The sequence below is a fragment of the Candidatus Avelusimicrobium sp. genome (assembly GCF_050873505.1).
GTDB lineage: Bacteria > Elusimicrobiota > Elusimicrobia > Elusimicrobiales > Elusimicrobiaceae > Avelusimicrobium.
On sequence record NZ_JBNMIY010000001.1, the window covers coordinates 83,244 to 98,910 of the forward strand.

Sequence of the window (15,667 nt, forward strand, 5' to 3'; positions counted from 1 at the left end):
GCGCGCGTTTTTTACTTTATTCTTTTGTATAACTTATCTGCGGCCTTTATTTCGCTTCGGGCCATTTCCAAATATTTTTTTGCTTCGTCCGTTTGCCCCAGCGCGGCTAAAACCGCCCCGTAGTGGTAGGCAATTTCCGCATTGGCGGCCATTGTTTCCCCATCAATAGGAGCAAGCAAATCGCGCGCTTGGTCCAATTTATTTTGCTTGAAATAAATCCAAGCCATCGTGTCCATAAACGAAGCGTCCTGCGGGCTAACCGCCAGCGCACGCGCTGCATAGGCGGAAGCCTCGTCCAAGCGCACGCCGCGCTCGGCCAGCGAATACGCATACAAATTAAGCGCCGCCGCATTTTGCGGGTTTTCCCCTACCAGCATTTCCAACTGTTCTTCCAACAGTTTGTACTTTTTAAGTCCGTCCAACGCGTAGGCGTATTGCAAACGCGCTTCGGCGTACGAAGGATTACTAGACAGCACCTGCGCCAGTACGCGCGCGGCTTTTTTATATTGGGCATTATCGTTTAAGGCCACGCCGTAAAAATAGCCGACCTCTACATTGCCCGGGAATTTTTGGTAGGCCTGCGCCAAGGTGTTTAAACTTTCCTGCGGTTGGTTCAAGCGTTGCAAGTAAAAACTGACCTGAATCCATTTGGAAGCGTTTTCGTTATAGTCCGCCGCATCCCGCACATACGAAGCGGCACGGGCATAATCACCCTTTTGCTCGGCAAGCAACGCCAAAAAGTACGAGGTGGGCACGTCCCCGTTATCGTCGGCCTTGGCCTTTAAAAAGTACGCTTCGGCCTTGGGCAAATCCTTTACCAGCAAAAAGACGGAGCCCATCCGCGAATAAGTGGCCGCCGAACCGTAGCCGATTTTTTCCAACTCTTCCAGTTCGTGCAGCATTAAAAAATATTGGGAGGTTTTTTCGTACACTTCCGCCCGGCCCAACATCGCCGCCGGGTCCTTGGGCGACACAGCAAGGGCCTTATCGTAATACGCCAAGGCCTGCTGGTACTGCTTACTGCGTCCGTAAATGTTTCCGGCCGTGGTGTAAATATCCGCCGCCAATGCCGGGTATTTTTCAGCCAGTTCCAAAAGTTTACTGGCCGCCTGCATACTGCCCAAAGAAGACAAAAGCGAAGCGTATTGATACAGCACCTGCGCATTTTCCGGCGCAAGGGCGAGGGCTTTCTCGTAGGCTTTTTCGGCCTCGTCCACCTGGCCCAATTTCCATTGGTACGCCCCGTAAACCGTCCAATCCTCGGGGTCCGTGGTGTCCGCCGGAACGAAATCATCATACGGCTTGGCCAGTTCGGGCTTGCCGTCGGCCAACGCCTGCGCCACCAAAAGCCGCTTGATGTACGCAGAATCCGGCGAGCGTTTTAAGGCTTGTTCCAACAAGGCAAAGGCGGCGGGATCATTGGCGCGCTGGGCATAAACGGCCTTTAAAAAGGCATTGATTTGGCGTACCTCTTGGCGGCTTTCGGGCGAAAGCGGCAACGCAAACGCGGGCGAAAAGGATAAGCACAAAAGCAATACTAAAAATTTCTTCATAATTCCGTCCCCATAATGAGAGCGTCGTCGGTATCGTTATAAAATTTTTCCCGCCGGCCCGTTTCTTTCAGCCCCGCCTTTTGGTAGAGCGAAATGGCCGGGATATTGCGTACATTTACTTCCAGCGTAACCGTCTGCCCGCCCTTGGCGCGCACCTCGGCAAGTGCCCGGGAAAGAAGCAAAAAGCCTATTCCTCTCCGGCAAGATTGCGGCCATACGGCTAAATTTAAAATTTCGCAAAAGCCCGCCGCCAGCCGCAGAGCCAAAAAGCCTACAATTTCGCCGTTTTCCTCGGCGCACCACACCTGCGCAAACGGGTGTATGATTTCGCCCGCCAAGCCTTTTTCGCCCCAATGCGCACTCATCGGCTGGGCCGCTTCTATCTGCGCCAACCGGGGGGCGTCTAGCGCTACGGCAGGGCGCAACTTCATTTAGGTTGCACCAGTTCAAAACGGGCGGGCTTTAAATAAAGCGGTTCCAGCGCGTTTTGGCTCCAAGCGTCCTCTTGCGCCATTTCCAGCAAGGTGGCCGGCCGGACAAAGCAGTCCTTTTCCGCGGCAAAAGCATAATGTTGGCCCACCAGTCCGGCAAGGGGCTGGCCGTCTTTATCGCTTCCCGCCAAGAAAAGCGGTTTGCCGTAAGCGGACAAACGGCTTAATAATTCCTCGCGGGATAGCCAAGCCGGGCCCTTTTGCTCGCCGTCAAAAATCTGTAAAAAGTATTCCTCTCTAAACGCGTGCAATACAACCGCCAGCGCACCCTGCGGGTTTTCCTTTTGCCAAGCGGCAAAAGCGCGGGACGTTTCGGCCTGACGGCGGAGCACCTCAAACATAGTCGCGCCGCGCACCTGCGTTTTATTTAAAAATTGCATCATAGAAGCAAACGTAAGCGAAATGCGAATCCCGGTAAAACGCCCCGGGCCGCGGATGATAAAAATCCGGCCGATGTCTTCCATTTGCGCCCCGGCCTTATGAAGCAAGGCTTCCAGCGCGGGGAAGAGCAATTTTTCCTGCTTGACGCCTTTTCTGCGCACGGAAAAAATTTTGCCGTCCTTTTGCGCCGTCAGCAGCAAGGGGGAGCCGGACGTGTCCATACCCAAGGTTAATTTTTCGCTGCTTTGCATAATGCCTCCAACAACGCGTCCGACACGCGCCCGAAAGACTGCAATTTAATCACGCGTTCGTCGCCTTCTTTTAAAATAAAATCCATTTCTAACCTGTCCGCCGGCAACATATGGCGAATCGGGTCCGGCCACTCGGCCAAAATAATGGCTTTTTCGTCCTCTAACATTTCTTCAAAGCCAAGGTTGAACACTTCGCCCTCTTCCAAGCGGAATAAATCAATATGGAACAAGCGGTGTTTTTTATTTTTGTATTCCTTCATCAAACTGAAACTGGCGCTGGTGGGCGAACTTTTAAGCCCCAAGGCCACCGCCACACCCTTTACAAACACCGTTTTGCCCGCGCCGATAGGCCCACGCAAAAAGACAATTTCCCCGCCTTTAAGCGCAGAGGAAAACCGCTCGGCAAGCGCCAAGGTTTGCGCGCGGGAGTGAGTTGCAATTTCCGCTGTTTTCATTATTTCACCGTCTTAATACAAATTTCACGGCCGTCCACTTCGCGGCGGTCCAGGTTTACGGGGTCCAAAACTTCCTGCCCGTCCACCGAAAACACATACTTATATTCTCCCCCCGTCAGCGCGACGGAGGTTTCAAAATAGCCCTTGCGGTACGGTTTTAGCACGATAGGGTCCTTGCCCCAGCGGTTAAAATCCGCCAACAGTTCCACCTTTTGCGCGCCGGGAGCCGTCAAATAAAATTTGCGGTATTTCACCTCGGTATCGTACGGCTGGCGCACGGGTTTAGCGCTTGCGAGCAGGCTTTCTTTATTAAGCGGCGCCACCGAAGCGGAACTTTCAATCGTATCGGCGGCGTAGTCATAGTAATCCTCCGACACGGTAAAAAACCAAGTCAGCACGATTGCTATCAAAATTAAAAACAGCACAAAAAGCGCACCCGGCTTTTTAATCTTGGGCATCCAAAAAACTCCTTAAATAAAAGACGGCCCCGTCGGCCTCGGCCACCTTTTTAACGGCTTGGGCATCCGCCCCGGTTTTATCCACACAACTGGCGACCAAACGGTCAAAATGCGCCGCCGCGCACTGGCGGATAAACTCGCGCACGGCCTCATAGCCATCTTCAAACCCGGGAACAGGGCGGACAATTTTGCGCCAAACGGTTTCGTTTTCAGCGTTTAAACTGACGTTTACGATATCCACCACGCGGCGCAGTTCGGGCACGATGTTTTTATGGTTAATTAAATTGCCCAACCCGTTTGTATTCAAGCGGATTTTAAAGGGCGGAAATTTGGCCTGGGCAATCCAGCCTTTGAGCGTTTGCGCCACAAATAAAAGCACGTCCAGGCGCATCGTCGGCTCGCCGTAACCACAGAAGACCACCTCTTTAAACGGGGCGGCTTTCAGTTCCTTTTCCAAGGCGCAGACCACTTCGTTAGCGGTGGGCTCGCCGGAGGATAAATTCAAATTGTTGCCGTGAAAATCCATATGCCACTTGGTTTTGATGCAAAAAGCGCACAAGTTGGGGCAGCGGTTTGTTAAGTTGATATATACGCCGTCCCCAAAGCGGTACACGATTTTAGGCGTAGGTTGTTGTTCCATATAATACCTCTTATAGGTATTATACCAATTTGGCCGGGAGCCCGCCGGGCATAAAACAGGCTAGGCAAGGGGCGCGGAAAATTAATAAAATAAAAGAAATGGAGAGGTGGCCGAGCGGTTTAAGGCACTAGTCTTGAAAACTGGCGTGGAGCAATCCACCGAGGGTTCGAATCCCTCCCTCTCCGTTGTAAATTAAATCCCTCGCATAAGCGAGGATTTTAATTTACAGGAGAGTTGGAGCAACACCAACTGCTTGGTGTTGCGTAGGGATTCGAAAGGCGGAGCGATGTTTTTGTTTGTGCGCTTACGGTTCCGCGGCGCACAAGGCAAAAACCGCGAGCCCGGGCTGCAGGCATTTTACGTCAGTAAAATGACCGGAAGCCGAAGCCCTCTTTCGCACCTAGAATAAACTAGTTTTAGTTTGAAAAAGGACCGCTCTTTTGGGGTTGAAAACCGGGAACTAGGGGCACGGGCATTTTAGCCCGGAAGCCGAAATCCGGCGCAATAAAAAATTTCAGTCTTTTCAATTTCGGGAAACAAAGTACAAACTATGGAACAATTAAGCAATATGCCTCTGTGGGCACAAATTTTATCAATGGGCAGTTTTATGTTCGCAAGCGGCGTGCTAATGACCCGGCTCCCGCTCGCTCCGGCAATTATATTGTCCTTCTTCTACTTATATGGCGTGTTTACAAAAGCCCCGTCTCTACCGGATTTTATTTTACAACAACCGTGGAAATGGACGTTTGTCCACGCTGGGATTATCGGCTTAATCTTGGTATTGGGTATTGCGTTAGCCATAAGCCTTATTCTTTCCAATGACAAGGATGGCGTCGGCACGGGGATGTGGGGCGCGTATGGGTTAGTTGCTATTGGCGTTATATTCGGATTACTGGTATTAATAACACTTATCCCGGCTTTTATTAAGTGGATTCATCTTTTGAAAGTGCTTCCCGGCGCACAATGGCAAACAGTTGTCTGGTGCGTACTGTTCGGACTTGGAATCCTAACAGGCTTAGGTAGTGTGTTCGGGGATTCCATTATCCGGCAAATAATAAGTCCGGCAGTACTTGCAATGGTTGTATGTGCCAGTAGTTTATACGCTATTTCCGGCGGATATAATCAACAAGGAATTATTTTAGGAAGCATCTCCGGTTTATTGGTTTTAATTATGCTTTATCAAGGAATAGTACGAACCCTACTGCTTTTTTTGTAACCTTGTTTCTGACTCAAATTTTATGACCACGAAAATTACTTTTTTAGGGACGGGTAATGCACTCGTTACCAAATGTTATAACACTTGCTTTGCCTTGCAGTACGCGGGCGAGACTTTCCTCACGGATGCGGGCGGCGGGAACGGCATTTTGGCCCAGTTGGAAAAGGCACATATCGCCGTATCCTCTATCCGCAATTTATTTTTAACCCACGGGCACACCGACCATATTCTGGGCGTAATTTGGGTTATCCGTATGGTGGCCTCGCTCTATACGCGCGGAAAACACGCAGGGCTTACTATTTTCTGCCACGATGAGTGCGAACAGAAACTGCGCACCTTCTGCCAAATGACGCTAACCGCCAAATTGCAGGCGGTATTGGATAACGGTATAAAATTTGTCTGCCTAAAAAACGGGGACGGTTTTCAAGCGGGGCCTTTTAAGGGTACGGCCTTTGATATTTTATCCACCAAGGCCAAACAGTTTGGCTACCGTTTAACGCTGCCGGACGGAAAAATTTTAGTATGTCTGGGCGACGAGCCGTATAACCCGGCCTGTTTGTCCTATGCCCAAAACGCCGATTATTTACTGTCGGAAGCGTTTTGCCTGTATGCCGAGCGGGAGGAATTTAAGCCCTATGAAAAGCACCACTCCACCTCCCTGGACGCGGCGCGCGTAGCCTGGGAACTTCAAGCCAAAAACTTGGTTTTGTACCACACGCAAGACAACAACCTTGCGGCCCGTAAAACGCTTTATACAGCCGAAGCCAAAAAGGAATTTTCCGGCCCCGTTTATGTGCCGGACGACTTGGAAAGTTTGGAAATTTAATTACTATCAAACAACAACGCCCCGTCATAAACGGGGCGTTCTTATATCTGGATAAGCAAAAATTAACTGCGGTACGGGTCCTCTTGCTCGTCTTCTTCGTCAAAATCTTCTTCTTCGGCGCGGATATCCTGCGCGAATTGCGCCCACGCTTTGCCCTCGGCCTCAAAGGTAATCGTCAGCCCCGTGTTGGAGTACGGGCCGAACACCTTATCCTCGCCCGCAAAAATATTTTGTTCCAAGGTAATTTGCAAGATAAACGGGTCCGGGAGGTTAAAGGCCGAGCAACACCCCGGCGCCTGCCCCGGGTGCATATACAAGGACACCTTGGGCTCCAACATCGTCCAGTTGTTTTCCTTGCGCGCGGTAAGCGTTTCGGCAATAAAATCCGAGAGATAAATGTTTTCCTCGTCCTTTAACGCTACTAACTTATCGGTCCATTTTTCGCTGAAAACGCTTTCCCCCTCGCAATACAGCCCGATTTGGTATTCCATAAATTCCCCTTCGCTGCCGGGGTTGGACCAAATGGTTAAGGGCGAGATTTCCAGTTCCAAATGACCTTGCTTGCCAAACTTAATTTTTGCCATAAAACGCTCCCGTAAAAAATATCTTTGTATTTTTATTATAGTAATATTTCGCCATTTTGATAAAATATATGTAAGGATTTTATATATGCGTTACATTTTATATCTTTTTACGATGGCCCTTTTGTTCGTGGGCGGGATGCTGGTGGGAAATATGTTCCTGCCGGAGCGGGCGGCCACGCTGTCGGCCACCGTTTCCGTGCCGCCGCTCTCGCAAGACAACCCGGCTTTACAGGCCGTTACGCGCGATATTACAAACCGCAATTTGCTTATTTTAAATGACGCTTTAAAATCCTGCCCCGTCGTGGTAAACGACGAAAAGGACCGCTTGGTAAACCAAATCCGCCTGCGCCTGGCGGTAGAGGATTTTGAACTTAAAAAAGCGCGGCTGGAACTGGAAATCGCCAAAAACACGGACACGAACCGCCCCTCGGACCAATTTATAAAAGCCACCGAGGAGTACAATACCGCGCGCTTATACGCCGAACAACTGGCGGATGAACTCTTCCCCAAACCCGCGGAAGAAAAAGCGGAGGCGGAAACCGCCGCCACAGACGGAGAACAGACCGCCGAAAAGGAAGCGTCCGACGCACAAAAAACAACCTCCGCGGAAACTAAATCCACCAATAAAAAAGCCGCTCCCGAAAAGAAAGCGGCTGTATCCAAAAAATAACTTTTTACTTATCAAAACCGCATAAAAGCGGTTTTTTGTTGGGCTGATAAAAGGCCCAGGCCGCGTTTAGTTGCGGCCCGTTTCCTTTAACAAGTCCTTATACATCGCCAGTTGCGCGCCATAGGCTTCGGCCGCCTGTTTGGGCGTGTATTCACTGCGGTACGTCCAGTTTTGCTCGCCCACCGTTCCGGGCGTATTCACACGGTCCGTGGTGCCGATGATATCCTGCCACGAAAAAAGCGTAATGGCGGAATTGGAGCCCAACACACGGCGCAAAATAGCACGCTGGGTATCCAAATTAAAGGGCACATTGCCGTCCGTTTTTTGGGCGGAAATCATTTCCCAAATGTTCGCGCGCTCGCGCTGGTCCATTGTCTCCCACCAGCCACGCACCGTTTCGGTATCGTGCGTAGAAGTGGTAGCCAAGGACACCGCGGGATAATTGCGCGGTTCGCGGTAATAGCCGTTGTCCTCGCGTTCCCAGCGCAACACTTTGTAGCCCGGAATACGCAAATCCACCAGCATCCGGCGGACATAATTAGGAATAACGCCTAAATCTTCACCCACGGGCAATTTGCCTTTGGCTTCGTCCAACACCATACGCAAGAAATTATACCCGCGGTCAATTTGGTTCTGCTCGCCCTCAATGTCAAAGGCACCCTGTTCATCGCCCGGTGCAAAAACATAGGTGCGGAAGAACCCCACCAAGTGGTCCAAGCGGAAGATATCGTATAGTTCCGTTACGCGGCGGATTTTACGCCGCCACAGGGATAAATTATGGCTGTGCTGATACACCCAGTCATAGGCCGGGAGCCCCCAGCGCTGTCCGCCCTTGGAAAATTGGTCCGCCGGGGCGCCGATTTCGTACCCCAAGCGGTAGTTTTCCCGTTCGGACCACACTTCGGCGCTGTCTAAATTCGTGCCAAAGGGAATATCGCCGAAAATCAGCAAGCCCTTTTCCCGCGCCACGGTTTTAGCCTTGCGCAGTTGCAAATCCAAAAGCCATTGTACATAGGCAAAGAAATTGACGTACTCGCGGTATTGCGCTTCAAACGCGTTTACCGCACCGGGTTCAAAATTTTTAAGTCCTTCGGGCCAAGCGGTCCACGTCTGCCATTTGTAAAATTCCTTTACCGCGCGGAACAGCGCATAGCCGCGCAACCAGCCGGACTCCGCCGCCTGATACGCTTCAAACGCTTGGAAACGCGCGGAATTAACGGCGGCTTCGGCCTGTAAAAAGTGCTTATAGCCCAGCCACAACGCCTTTAATTTGGCTTGCTTTACTGCGTTAAACGGCGCACGCTTGGCCTGGTGCCACGCGGCAATATTTTCAGACAAAGAGGCTACATAATTTTTGGCCTCTTGGCTGGCGTTAATATCCTCTACCGACGAAATATCCGCATACACCGGGTCGGTGGCAAAGGCACTCAACGCCGAATACGGGCACGTCTCGCCGGGGGCCGTTTCCTGCAAGGGCAGGATTTGTACGATTTTCGTCCCGAGCGAAGCAAAAAATTCCGTCCACTCTATTAAGGAAGCAAAATCGCCTACGCCCCAGTCGTTAGCCGTCTTCATTGCGGAAAGCGGTAACAAAATACCGTTTAAGCGCCCGGAAAGCACTTGGTCTTGTATCGTCATATTATTTTTTGGCAATGGCTTCAATTTCCACCGCGCTGCCTTTGGGCAAGGCTACCACTTGAATCGTGCTGCGGGCGGGCGGATTTTCTTTAAAGAAAGACGCATACGTTGCGTTCATTTCCGCAAATTTGGTTAAATCAGTCATATAGACCGTGGTTTTGACGACGTGCTTTAACGAGCAGCCGACTTCCTTTAAAATATTTTCCAAATTATTTAAAATAAGTTCGGTTTGCACCTGCACGTCGCCGCTGTAAATTTCGCCGGTAACAGGGTCCACAGGCAGTACGCCGGAAGTGAAAATAAAACCGCCGTCTTCAATGGCTTGGGAATAGGGCCCAATGGCTTTGGGCGCGTTGTTGGAATTAATAACTTTTTTCATATACCCCTCACAAATAATTTCGAGCTAATGCCCATCTGTTATATGGTAGCAAGAGGGGCGGGGGTTGTCAAACTTTTTAAAATAAAAATATGTTTGACGCAAAAGCGGAAAAAGTGTTATAATAAATTATCAAAAGAAAGCCCGAAGTTAAGAAGTTAAAAATAAAAAATAAATTTCTTGCACAACGGCAAAACTTTTAGTATAATATTTATGTTGGGTTTAACCCAAGACTTGATTAAACCCAGATAGTTTTTTTGACTGCTTTTATGCGCTCGTAGCTCAGTGGTAGAGCATCCGCCTTTTAAGCGGGGGGCCGTGAGTTCAAGTCTCACCGGGCGCACATTTAAATGCCCTCTTCGTCTATCGGTTAGGACGTCGGATTTTCAATCCGAAAAGGGGAGTTCGATTCTCCCAGAGGGCGTTTTTATTTTGTCTTCGCAGTTAGGCGTTTTACAAGGAAGAGGCCGAGATCCCTCTTCCTTTTTTATTGTCTTTTTCCCTTTCTAGGGCGGAAAAAGCCCACCCGCGGACAGAAAAGTTATAATATAGGTATGAAGCGACTATTTTCCCTTTTACTGGCGTGCCTGTTGGCGGCGTGCAGTTCAATGATTCCGTATAAGGACCAAAACCTGGATTATTTAAACGGCATTGAGCAAAACCCCGACGCCTACCGCGGGCAAGTGGTCTCTTTCGGCGGCGAGGTACAAGGCACCACCGAGGACACCCTGCGTCTGCGCCTCGTATTAAAAATAGACGCGCCGCTCTATTATTACGCCACGGGGAAGGGCGATTCACTTTCATATGAACTGCTTTTAGTCAGTTTTAATAAAAAGGGTATGCCGCAAATGACGGGCCTGCAAAAGGGGCACCATATTAAGGTGCTGGCCCGCGTGAGCAGTTACGAAAAGCGCAAAAATTTTACAGGCAAAGACATTGCGGTCCTGCATTTATTGGCGTTTGCCATAACGGACCGCACCGCAAACAAGGATTTCTTCCGCCCGGAATCCCCGGACAGACAACTGTATGAATCGTGGAAAAAGGGCCGCCTGTTTTTTGAGGATTCCGCACAGGATATCATTAAAAAGTATCCCGCGCCCGCGCCTATAAAATTTGTCCCTGTTGCAGTGCAACCAACCGAAGTAAAAGAGGAACCCAAAGCGGAAAAACAGCCCGAAAAGGCGCTTGTTTTTGACCCAGAGGACCCGCCCTTTATTCTGCCGCCGGACCCCAAGCCGGAGGAAAACGAAACGGAAGAAGCATTGCAAAACTCCGCTGAAAATAAGGAACAAGCATCCGATAAAACGGCTGAACCGGAGCAAGAAAATGAGCCCCAAACGCCTGTTTCGGAACCTGAAAACGCCGCGCTGGAAGCCGAAGCGGCGAGCGCAGAGCCGGAGGAAAATTCCGCCGACTTGCCAAAAAATGACCTTTTGACTGAACAAAAAGAGCCGGAAAATGAAAAAATTTCCGAGTCCGTTTCCGAGCCCTCCCCGGCCGATTTCTCCGACGAGAAAAAAGCCGAAAATCTCCCCTCTTCCGACGGAAAAACCACACTTACCGACGGAGAAAATGCTCCTTTAAACTAAATCCTTTAAAATAACAAAAAATTTTGCTTGCAAAATTCTAAAAATTTGTTACAATGGGGGAAAGAAGCAAAGGAGCGAGTGTATGAAAAAACTGCTAGTTCTTCTCATCACGCTGATATTAAGTAACACCGCCGTCTTCTCCCAAAACGCCTACAAGGTACTGCGTTCTGCATCTACCCGTGTGGGCAAAGTAGAAACCCTCGCTGTCCCGCGCATTACCCGCCATATGACTGTGCCCGCCAACCAGGCAAGACTGGCCACCGAAGTAGCAAAGTTGTATTCCGTAAACCCTTCAAACGGATATTTCCGCAGCACTACTTTTAAAAACAAACATTGGCCCAATACTACCGTTAAACAGTTTGTTATTTCTACGGCCTTTAAGGCGCCTATTCTGCGCGAGCCCAGCACGCTGTGGGGCAGTTACCGCTATTTAAAGGAATTGGTGCGTCTGTCGCAGGAACCGGGCGCCGTAGCCAAAGGGTATGAACGCAAATGGCGCAAAATCCGCGATGTTGCCACCTACCGCGGCGTGCACCACATTGTAAATAAAAGCACCTTGAAGGAAATTTACACGCGCAAAAAAATTAAATCCCAAAATAACCATAAGCCCTACCCGGTGAATTTGGGCGAAATGCAGAACGATGCCCCGGGCATTATCCATCCGTTCCACGGGAACCCGCAATATGCGCCGATGTTCCACAATATCAACCACCAGTTGGCCTTGTATGACGAGGGCGGTGTGAGAGCCATTATTCTTGACTATTTTGACCATATGCAGGAATTGCATAAACTCTACCCCAATGAGGCCCCGGCCATTTATCAAGATATGGTAACCAATACATTAAAGGAAGCCGAATTGTGGGCAGCCACCTACCGCTTACGCTGGAAATAGAAAGTATTTTTGATAAGAGCCCCCGCTAAACTGGCGGGGGTTTTTTATGGTAAAAACAACTATTGCTAACGACGGGTTCTCAAACACTCCGCGCCGGCTACACTCGGGAATGACAAATTGGATGTACGAGCATCGCACGGATACTACTCGGAAATGCTGGCTTAACAGACGGTTATACTACCACATCGCCCCCTGAGAAATAACGGGCTCTTCCGTTCTTGTCGTCATCCCCGAGGAATTTAGTCGGGGATCTGTTGTTATAAAACACAGGCTTCCTTTAAAAACAAATTTCTTCGTACAAATCACGCCAAGTGGGATTAAATTCATTAATTAAACGCTCTTTCCACTCTCTATTCCATTTTTTTAGGGCCTTTTCACGCTCTATGGCATTGGCAATATCGTTAAAACATTCATAATAAACAAGTTTATTTAAATGATATCGTTCCGTAAAACCAGCCACGGCTTTCGTTCGGTGTTCATACGCTCTGCGGACAAGATTATTAGTAACCCCAATGTAAAGAACGGTATTTGTAGCGTTGGTAAGAATATAAGTAAAAGCCATAAGCGTATTATAACAAATAAGGTGAAATTAATTTAATAACGACAGATTCCCGACTACGACACTCGGGAATGACGGATATGTTGCTCTTGTTGTCATCCCCAAGGAATTGGCGGCACGCAGGGCGAGGGAACCCATTGTGATGAAATGAGATTTACCTAAAATTTACCCCGGCGCAGAAAGTGAGCCGGGGTATGCTTTAAAAAGGCTTTTAATGGGCTGATGTCTCAAAGCCCGTGGCAGGCGGAGGACAGGTAGCCTCGCCATTGTTACAGCAAGTGGCCACCGGGTCGCTGATACCGCAATAGTCCGCGCATAATTCCTGTCCGCGTTCGTTATCGCCATAGCATTGGGTATAATCACTCGCGTAAAAGCGGGTTAAATGGTAATGGTAGCGCAGGTTCTCGCTGTTGGCGTCGCCGTCTGCGGTGCGGGTGGCGGTGGCAAAACCGTCGCCATAGGTTACCACATCCGAAAGGGACACCGTAAAGCCGTTGCCTTGCGGACCTTTGGTATAAAAGGTATTCCCGTCGCCCTCGTTCGTGCCCGTAGCGGCGTTTACGTCTAATCCCTTAGCGCGCGAAGTATAGCGGCTAATTTGCATATATTTGCGCATTTGCGCCTGGGAAATGGAGTCCAAGAGCGTTACGGCCTCCATCATACGGGCGCGCTCCACGGCCTTGAAATAAAGCGGTACAGCGGCCGAAGCCAAAATAGCCATAATGAGTACAACAACCAATAGTTCAATTAATGTAAAACCTTTCTTCATAATACTCCTTAAAACTTAAACTACATATAGTTTAGCAGTAAAAAAAGGTTTAATGCAAGTAGGGAAAGGATTTTGTGGACGCACTTAGTAAAAGGCAAACGGCAACGACGGATTCCCGAGCGCTCCGCGCCGGCTATACTCGGGAATGACTACTATTCCGCTTTGGTGTCATCCCCGAGGGTTTCTGTCGGGGATCTGTTGTTTCGCAAGAGAACAACAACAAAAACGGATTCCCGACTACGACACTCGGGAATGACGGCTATTTCACATTTAAAAATGGGCATAAAAAAACCCCGCACGGGGCGGGGTTTTTGGTATTCACCAAATAAATTACAACGTGGTTGCATCGGCACACGCGCCAGTGGAACCCGTGCTGCAACAAGAAGCATTCGCAGCCAACGTATCAATACCACAATAGTCGGCACAAAGCGCCGCACCATTTGTATCCGTACCAGTGCAGGTAGTACCTTTACCAGTATAGAAACGTTCCAAACTATAATTATACTGCAAAGTTTGACCAGTCGGAGCAACACGTTCCGCAGTAACTTTACCGACATTATAAGCACCATTTACCAAGGTAATAGCAAAACCATTCTGCGGCGCGGCAGAAGTACCTTTCGTGTAAAATACAGAGCCAGAAGCGCCTTTCGGAGCAACATCTAAGCCCGTATATTCTGCGGCATAGCGGTTCACTTGCAAATACTTGCGCTGTTGCGCATCAGCGATGTTCGCCATCAACGTTACGGCTTCCGTCATACGGGAGCGTTCAACCGCTTTAAAATACTGCGGCATAGCCATAGCAGCCAAAATGCCGAGGATCAATACGACCACCAGCAATTCAATCAGGGTAAAACCCTTCTTATTATTCATAAAACCTCCTACAGTTTTATATATAAGTTTAGTTTTATAGCCCCCTAGGGGCTACCTTTTCATTTTAATAAGGATTAAAACCGTTGTCAAGCCCTAAATTTAAAAATAGGACCTCACTTATTTTTGCGTTTTTTCCGCTTCGGGCATTTCTTGCGGGGCACGGAGTTTTTCCAGTTCCGCCGTCAATTTATAGCACAAGCGTTTGGCAATTTTTCCCTCTGCCTTGCAAGCAAAAGTGCCCTCGGTAAGCGACATTTCCAACGTGTAACCAAACAGCCCACCCTTGCGCACGGCCGTAGCGGTACCTTCGGTTTTCTCTTTATTCAGTTGCAAATCAAGCGCAAAACCGTCCTTGTTCGCGGCGGCATCTTCGGCGGTAAAAGCAAAAAAGCGAACTTGTCCAACCTCGGGCGCCGCCCCTAAAAAGCCTTGTTTCTTAGGGATGTTCGGCAAATATTTATCCAGCGCGGACCAATCGTATGTATAGGATTTATTTTTAATAAAATATTGGTTTTCCGAGGCGGACACATTTAAGAGCACGCTGACGGCCGCCGCGGCCTTGCTGCCTTCCACGGTGCGCTCGTAAAATGGAAAGAGCCCCGCCAGAATTAGCAGGCCCACAAGTAAAATAAGGCTAAAACTTTTTAATTCAAATTTCTTTTTTTTCATAGGATTTTCCCCTTTTTTTTGATAACGACAAAAACAGATCCCGGACTACGACTTTCCAGGATGACGGCAACGACCCACGATGTAGATTCTGAAAACCTTGCGGGCCGCCAACCCGGGAATAACAATTTGCCCTTTACATCATACAGGCGGCCCTATAAAAGCAAGCCGCCCGTTCGGTTAAAAATCATCCGCCTTGCTTATTTTGGGAATCATCGGGTCGCCCGTCAGTTCCGTTTGGGTGTTTACGCCCATATAGTCGCAGCAGACGTTCACGTCGTTTTCGTTTTCCCACACCGGCACGCACACCGTTTGCGTACTGCCAAAGGGGCGCACCAAGTGATAAGTGTATTTATTGGACTTGCCCACGCGGCGCGCCACGGCAAACCATTTATCGGTAGCGTCCTGCTCAAACGAAATAGCAAAGCCCTCATTTAATATACCGCTTTCCACTCCGCCGCGCGTATAATAAATGGTGTTCTCGGCTCCGTTGGCAAAATCGTTATGCTCCTTGGGCATACGGACAGCCACCGGGGCCGCATCCAACTGGTGCCAATAAGGCGTATATTGCTGGCGGCGCAAGAAATAGCGTTCCTGCGCGGAAAGCATTGTACCCATTAAACTTTCCGCCTCGCCAATGCGCACGCGCTCCACGGCCTTGCCATAATACGTTATAGCCACAGCGGCCAATACCGCCATAATCAACACTACTACCACTAATTCCAACAGCGTAAAACCTTTTTTCACAAGTTCCCCCGTCAGAGCCGCACTTACCACACCAAC

20 protein-coding genes and 3 tRNA genes are annotated in these 15,667 nt (G+C 49.4%); 8 read left to right on the forward strand and 15 right to left on the reverse strand.

The genetic code is table 11. The annotated features are described in order from the left end of the window. Positions 1-11 precede the first annotated feature (11 nt). The 6 genes from ACR0QV_RS00365 to ACR0QV_RS00390 are packed head-to-tail and all read right to left on the reverse strand — an operon-like array spanning position 12 to position 4,229. A complete protein-coding gene (locus ACR0QV_RS00365) occupies positions 12-1,553 on the reverse strand; it encodes a tetratricopeptide repeat protein (RefSeq protein ID WP_432634049.1) in 1,542 nt (513 codons plus the stop codon). Continuing rightward, on the reverse strand, positions 1,550-1,984 hold the full coding sequence (locus ACR0QV_RS00370) for a GNAT family N-acetyltransferase (RefSeq protein ID WP_428060172.1): 435 nt from the start codon (positions 1,982-1,984) through the stop codon (positions 1,550-1,552). The genes ACR0QV_RS00365 and ACR0QV_RS00370 overlap by 4 nt, the downstream gene beginning before the upstream one ends. After that, a complete protein-coding gene (gene tsaB / locus ACR0QV_RS00375) occupies positions 1,981-2,676 on the reverse strand; it encodes a tRNA (adenosine(37)-N6)-threonylcarbamoyltransferase complex dimerization subunit type 1 TsaB (RefSeq protein WP_432634050.1) in 696 nt (231 codons plus the stop codon). Before tsaB ends, ACR0QV_RS00370 begins: the two co-directional genes overlap by 4 nt. Beyond that, positions 2,655-3,131 carry a tRNA (adenosine(37)-N6)-threonylcarbamoyltransferase complex ATPase subunit type 1 TsaE gene (gene tsaE, locus ACR0QV_RS00380; protein ID WP_432634051.1) on the reverse strand — a complete coding sequence of 159 codons (477 nt, stop codon included), beginning with the start codon at positions 3,129-3,131 and terminating at the stop codon, positions 2,655-2,657. The genes tsaB and tsaE overlap by 22 nt, the downstream gene beginning before the upstream one ends. Beyond that, positions 3,131-3,589 carry a hypothetical protein gene (locus ACR0QV_RS00385; protein ID WP_428052588.1) on the reverse strand — a complete coding sequence of 153 codons (459 nt, stop codon included), beginning with the start codon at positions 3,587-3,589 and terminating at the stop codon, positions 3,131-3,133. The genes tsaE and ACR0QV_RS00385 overlap by 1 nt, the downstream gene beginning before the upstream one ends. Next, positions 3,576-4,229: a TatD family nuclease-associated radical SAM protein gene (locus tag ACR0QV_RS00390; protein WP_432634052.1), complete on the reverse strand. Its 654-nt coding sequence runs from the start codon at positions 4,227-4,229 to the stop codon at positions 3,576-3,578. Before ACR0QV_RS00390 ends, ACR0QV_RS00385 begins: the two co-directional genes overlap by 14 nt. A 100-nt stretch (positions 4,230-4,329) precedes the next feature. Here ACR0QV_RS00390 and ACR0QV_RS00395 point away from each other — a divergent pair. The 3 genes from ACR0QV_RS00395 to ACR0QV_RS00405 all read left to right on the forward strand — a co-directional run bounded on the left by ACR0QV_RS00395 (position 4,330) and on the right by ACR0QV_RS00405 (position 6,271). Continuing rightward, positions 4,330-4,414, forward strand: a tRNA-Ser gene (locus ACR0QV_RS00395). A 365-nt stretch (positions 4,415-4,779) separates the two neighbouring features. After that, on the forward strand, positions 4,780-5,445 hold the full coding sequence (locus ACR0QV_RS00400) for a hypothetical protein (RefSeq protein WP_432634053.1): 666 nt from the start codon (positions 4,780-4,782) through the stop codon (positions 5,443-5,445). 22 nt (positions 5,446-5,467) lie between these two features. Then, entirely contained in the window at positions 5,468-6,271 is an 804-nt protein-coding gene (locus tag ACR0QV_RS00405) for an MBL fold metallo-hydrolase (RefSeq protein ID WP_432634054.1), read from the forward strand. 62 nt (positions 6,272-6,333) lie between these two features. On the opposite strand, the gene ACR0QV_RS00410 is transcribed toward ACR0QV_RS00405, so the two are convergent. Continuing rightward, on the reverse strand, positions 6,334-6,855 hold the full coding sequence (locus ACR0QV_RS00410; RefSeq protein WP_432634055.1) for a hypothetical protein: 522 nt from the start codon (positions 6,853-6,855) through the stop codon (positions 6,334-6,336). 85 nt (positions 6,856-6,940) lie between these two features. On the opposite strand from ACR0QV_RS00410, the gene ACR0QV_RS00415 reads away from it, so the two are divergent. Beyond that, positions 6,941-7,525: a hypothetical protein gene (locus tag ACR0QV_RS00415; protein ID WP_432634056.1), complete on the forward strand. Its 585-nt coding sequence runs from the start codon at positions 6,941-6,943 to the stop codon at positions 7,523-7,525. Between the two features lie 66 nt (positions 7,526-7,591). Here the strand turns inward: ACR0QV_RS00415 and malQ are convergent, their stop codons facing one another. Together malQ and ACR0QV_RS00425 are read right to left on the reverse strand one after the other, a co-directional pair. Beyond that, on the reverse strand, positions 7,592-9,163 hold the full coding sequence (gene malQ / locus ACR0QV_RS00420; RefSeq protein ID WP_432634057.1) for a 4-alpha-glucanotransferase: 1,572 nt from the start codon (positions 9,161-9,163) through the stop codon (positions 7,592-7,594). Position 9,164: 1 nt separating this feature from the next. Next, positions 9,165-9,542, reverse strand: a complete 378-nt coding sequence (locus ACR0QV_RS00425; RefSeq protein ID WP_432634058.1) for a RidA family protein — start codon at positions 9,540-9,542, stop codon at positions 9,165-9,167. A 268-nt stretch (positions 9,543-9,810) separates the two neighbouring features. Between ACR0QV_RS00425 and ACR0QV_RS00430 the strand changes: the two genes are divergently transcribed. The 4 genes from ACR0QV_RS00430 to ACR0QV_RS00445 all read left to right on the forward strand — a co-directional run bounded on the left by ACR0QV_RS00430 (position 9,811) and on the right by ACR0QV_RS00445 (position 12,020). Continuing rightward, a tRNA-Lys gene (locus ACR0QV_RS00430) sits at positions 9,811-9,882 on the forward strand. A gap of 9 nt (positions 9,883-9,891) precedes the next feature. Next, positions 9,892-9,963, forward strand: a tRNA-Glu gene (locus ACR0QV_RS00435). A gap of 130 nt (positions 9,964-10,093) precedes the next feature. Continuing rightward, positions 10,094-11,128: a hypothetical protein gene (locus ACR0QV_RS00440; protein ID WP_432634059.1), complete on the forward strand. Its 1,035-nt coding sequence runs from the start codon at positions 10,094-10,096 to the stop codon at positions 11,126-11,128. A gap of 82 nt (positions 11,129-11,210) precedes the next feature. Further along, positions 11,211-12,020 (forward strand): hypothetical protein, encoded by an 810-nt coding sequence (locus ACR0QV_RS00445; RefSeq protein WP_432634060.1) that lies wholly within the window; start codon positions 11,211-11,213, stop codon positions 12,018-12,020. 277 nt (positions 12,021-12,297) lie between these two features. Here the strand turns inward: ACR0QV_RS00445 and ACR0QV_RS00450 are convergent, their stop codons facing one another. The 6 genes from ACR0QV_RS00450 to ACR0QV_RS00475 all read right to left on the reverse strand — a co-directional run bounded on the left by ACR0QV_RS00450 (position 12,298) and on the right by ACR0QV_RS00475 (position 15,631). Further along, on the reverse strand, positions 12,298-12,582 hold the full coding sequence (locus ACR0QV_RS00450) for a GIY-YIG nuclease family protein (RefSeq protein WP_432634061.1): 285 nt from the start codon (positions 12,580-12,582) through the stop codon (positions 12,298-12,300). 208 nt (positions 12,583-12,790) lie between these two features. Next, positions 12,791-13,348, reverse strand: coding sequence for a type IV pilin protein (locus tag ACR0QV_RS00455; protein ID WP_432634062.1), 558 nt, complete (start codon positions 13,346-13,348; stop codon positions 12,791-12,793). A gap of 152 nt (positions 13,349-13,500) precedes the next feature. After that, positions 13,501-13,632: a hypothetical protein gene (locus tag ACR0QV_RS00460; RefSeq protein ID WP_432634063.1), complete on the reverse strand. Its 132-nt coding sequence runs from the start codon at positions 13,630-13,632 to the stop codon at positions 13,501-13,503. Between the two features lie 46 nt (positions 13,633-13,678). Next, positions 13,679-14,218 carry a type IV pilin protein gene (locus ACR0QV_RS00465; protein WP_432634064.1) on the reverse strand — a complete coding sequence of 180 codons (540 nt, stop codon included), beginning with the start codon at positions 14,216-14,218 and terminating at the stop codon, positions 13,679-13,681. A gap of 117 nt (positions 14,219-14,335) precedes the next feature. Beyond that, positions 14,336-14,887, reverse strand: coding sequence for a hypothetical protein (locus ACR0QV_RS00470; protein ID WP_432634065.1), 552 nt, complete (start codon positions 14,885-14,887; stop codon positions 14,336-14,338). A gap of 177 nt (positions 14,888-15,064) precedes the next feature. Then, positions 15,065-15,631, reverse strand: coding sequence for a type IV pilin protein (locus ACR0QV_RS00475; protein WP_432634066.1), 567 nt, complete (start codon positions 15,629-15,631; stop codon positions 15,065-15,067). Between the last annotated feature and the right edge of the window lie 36 nt (positions 15,632-15,667).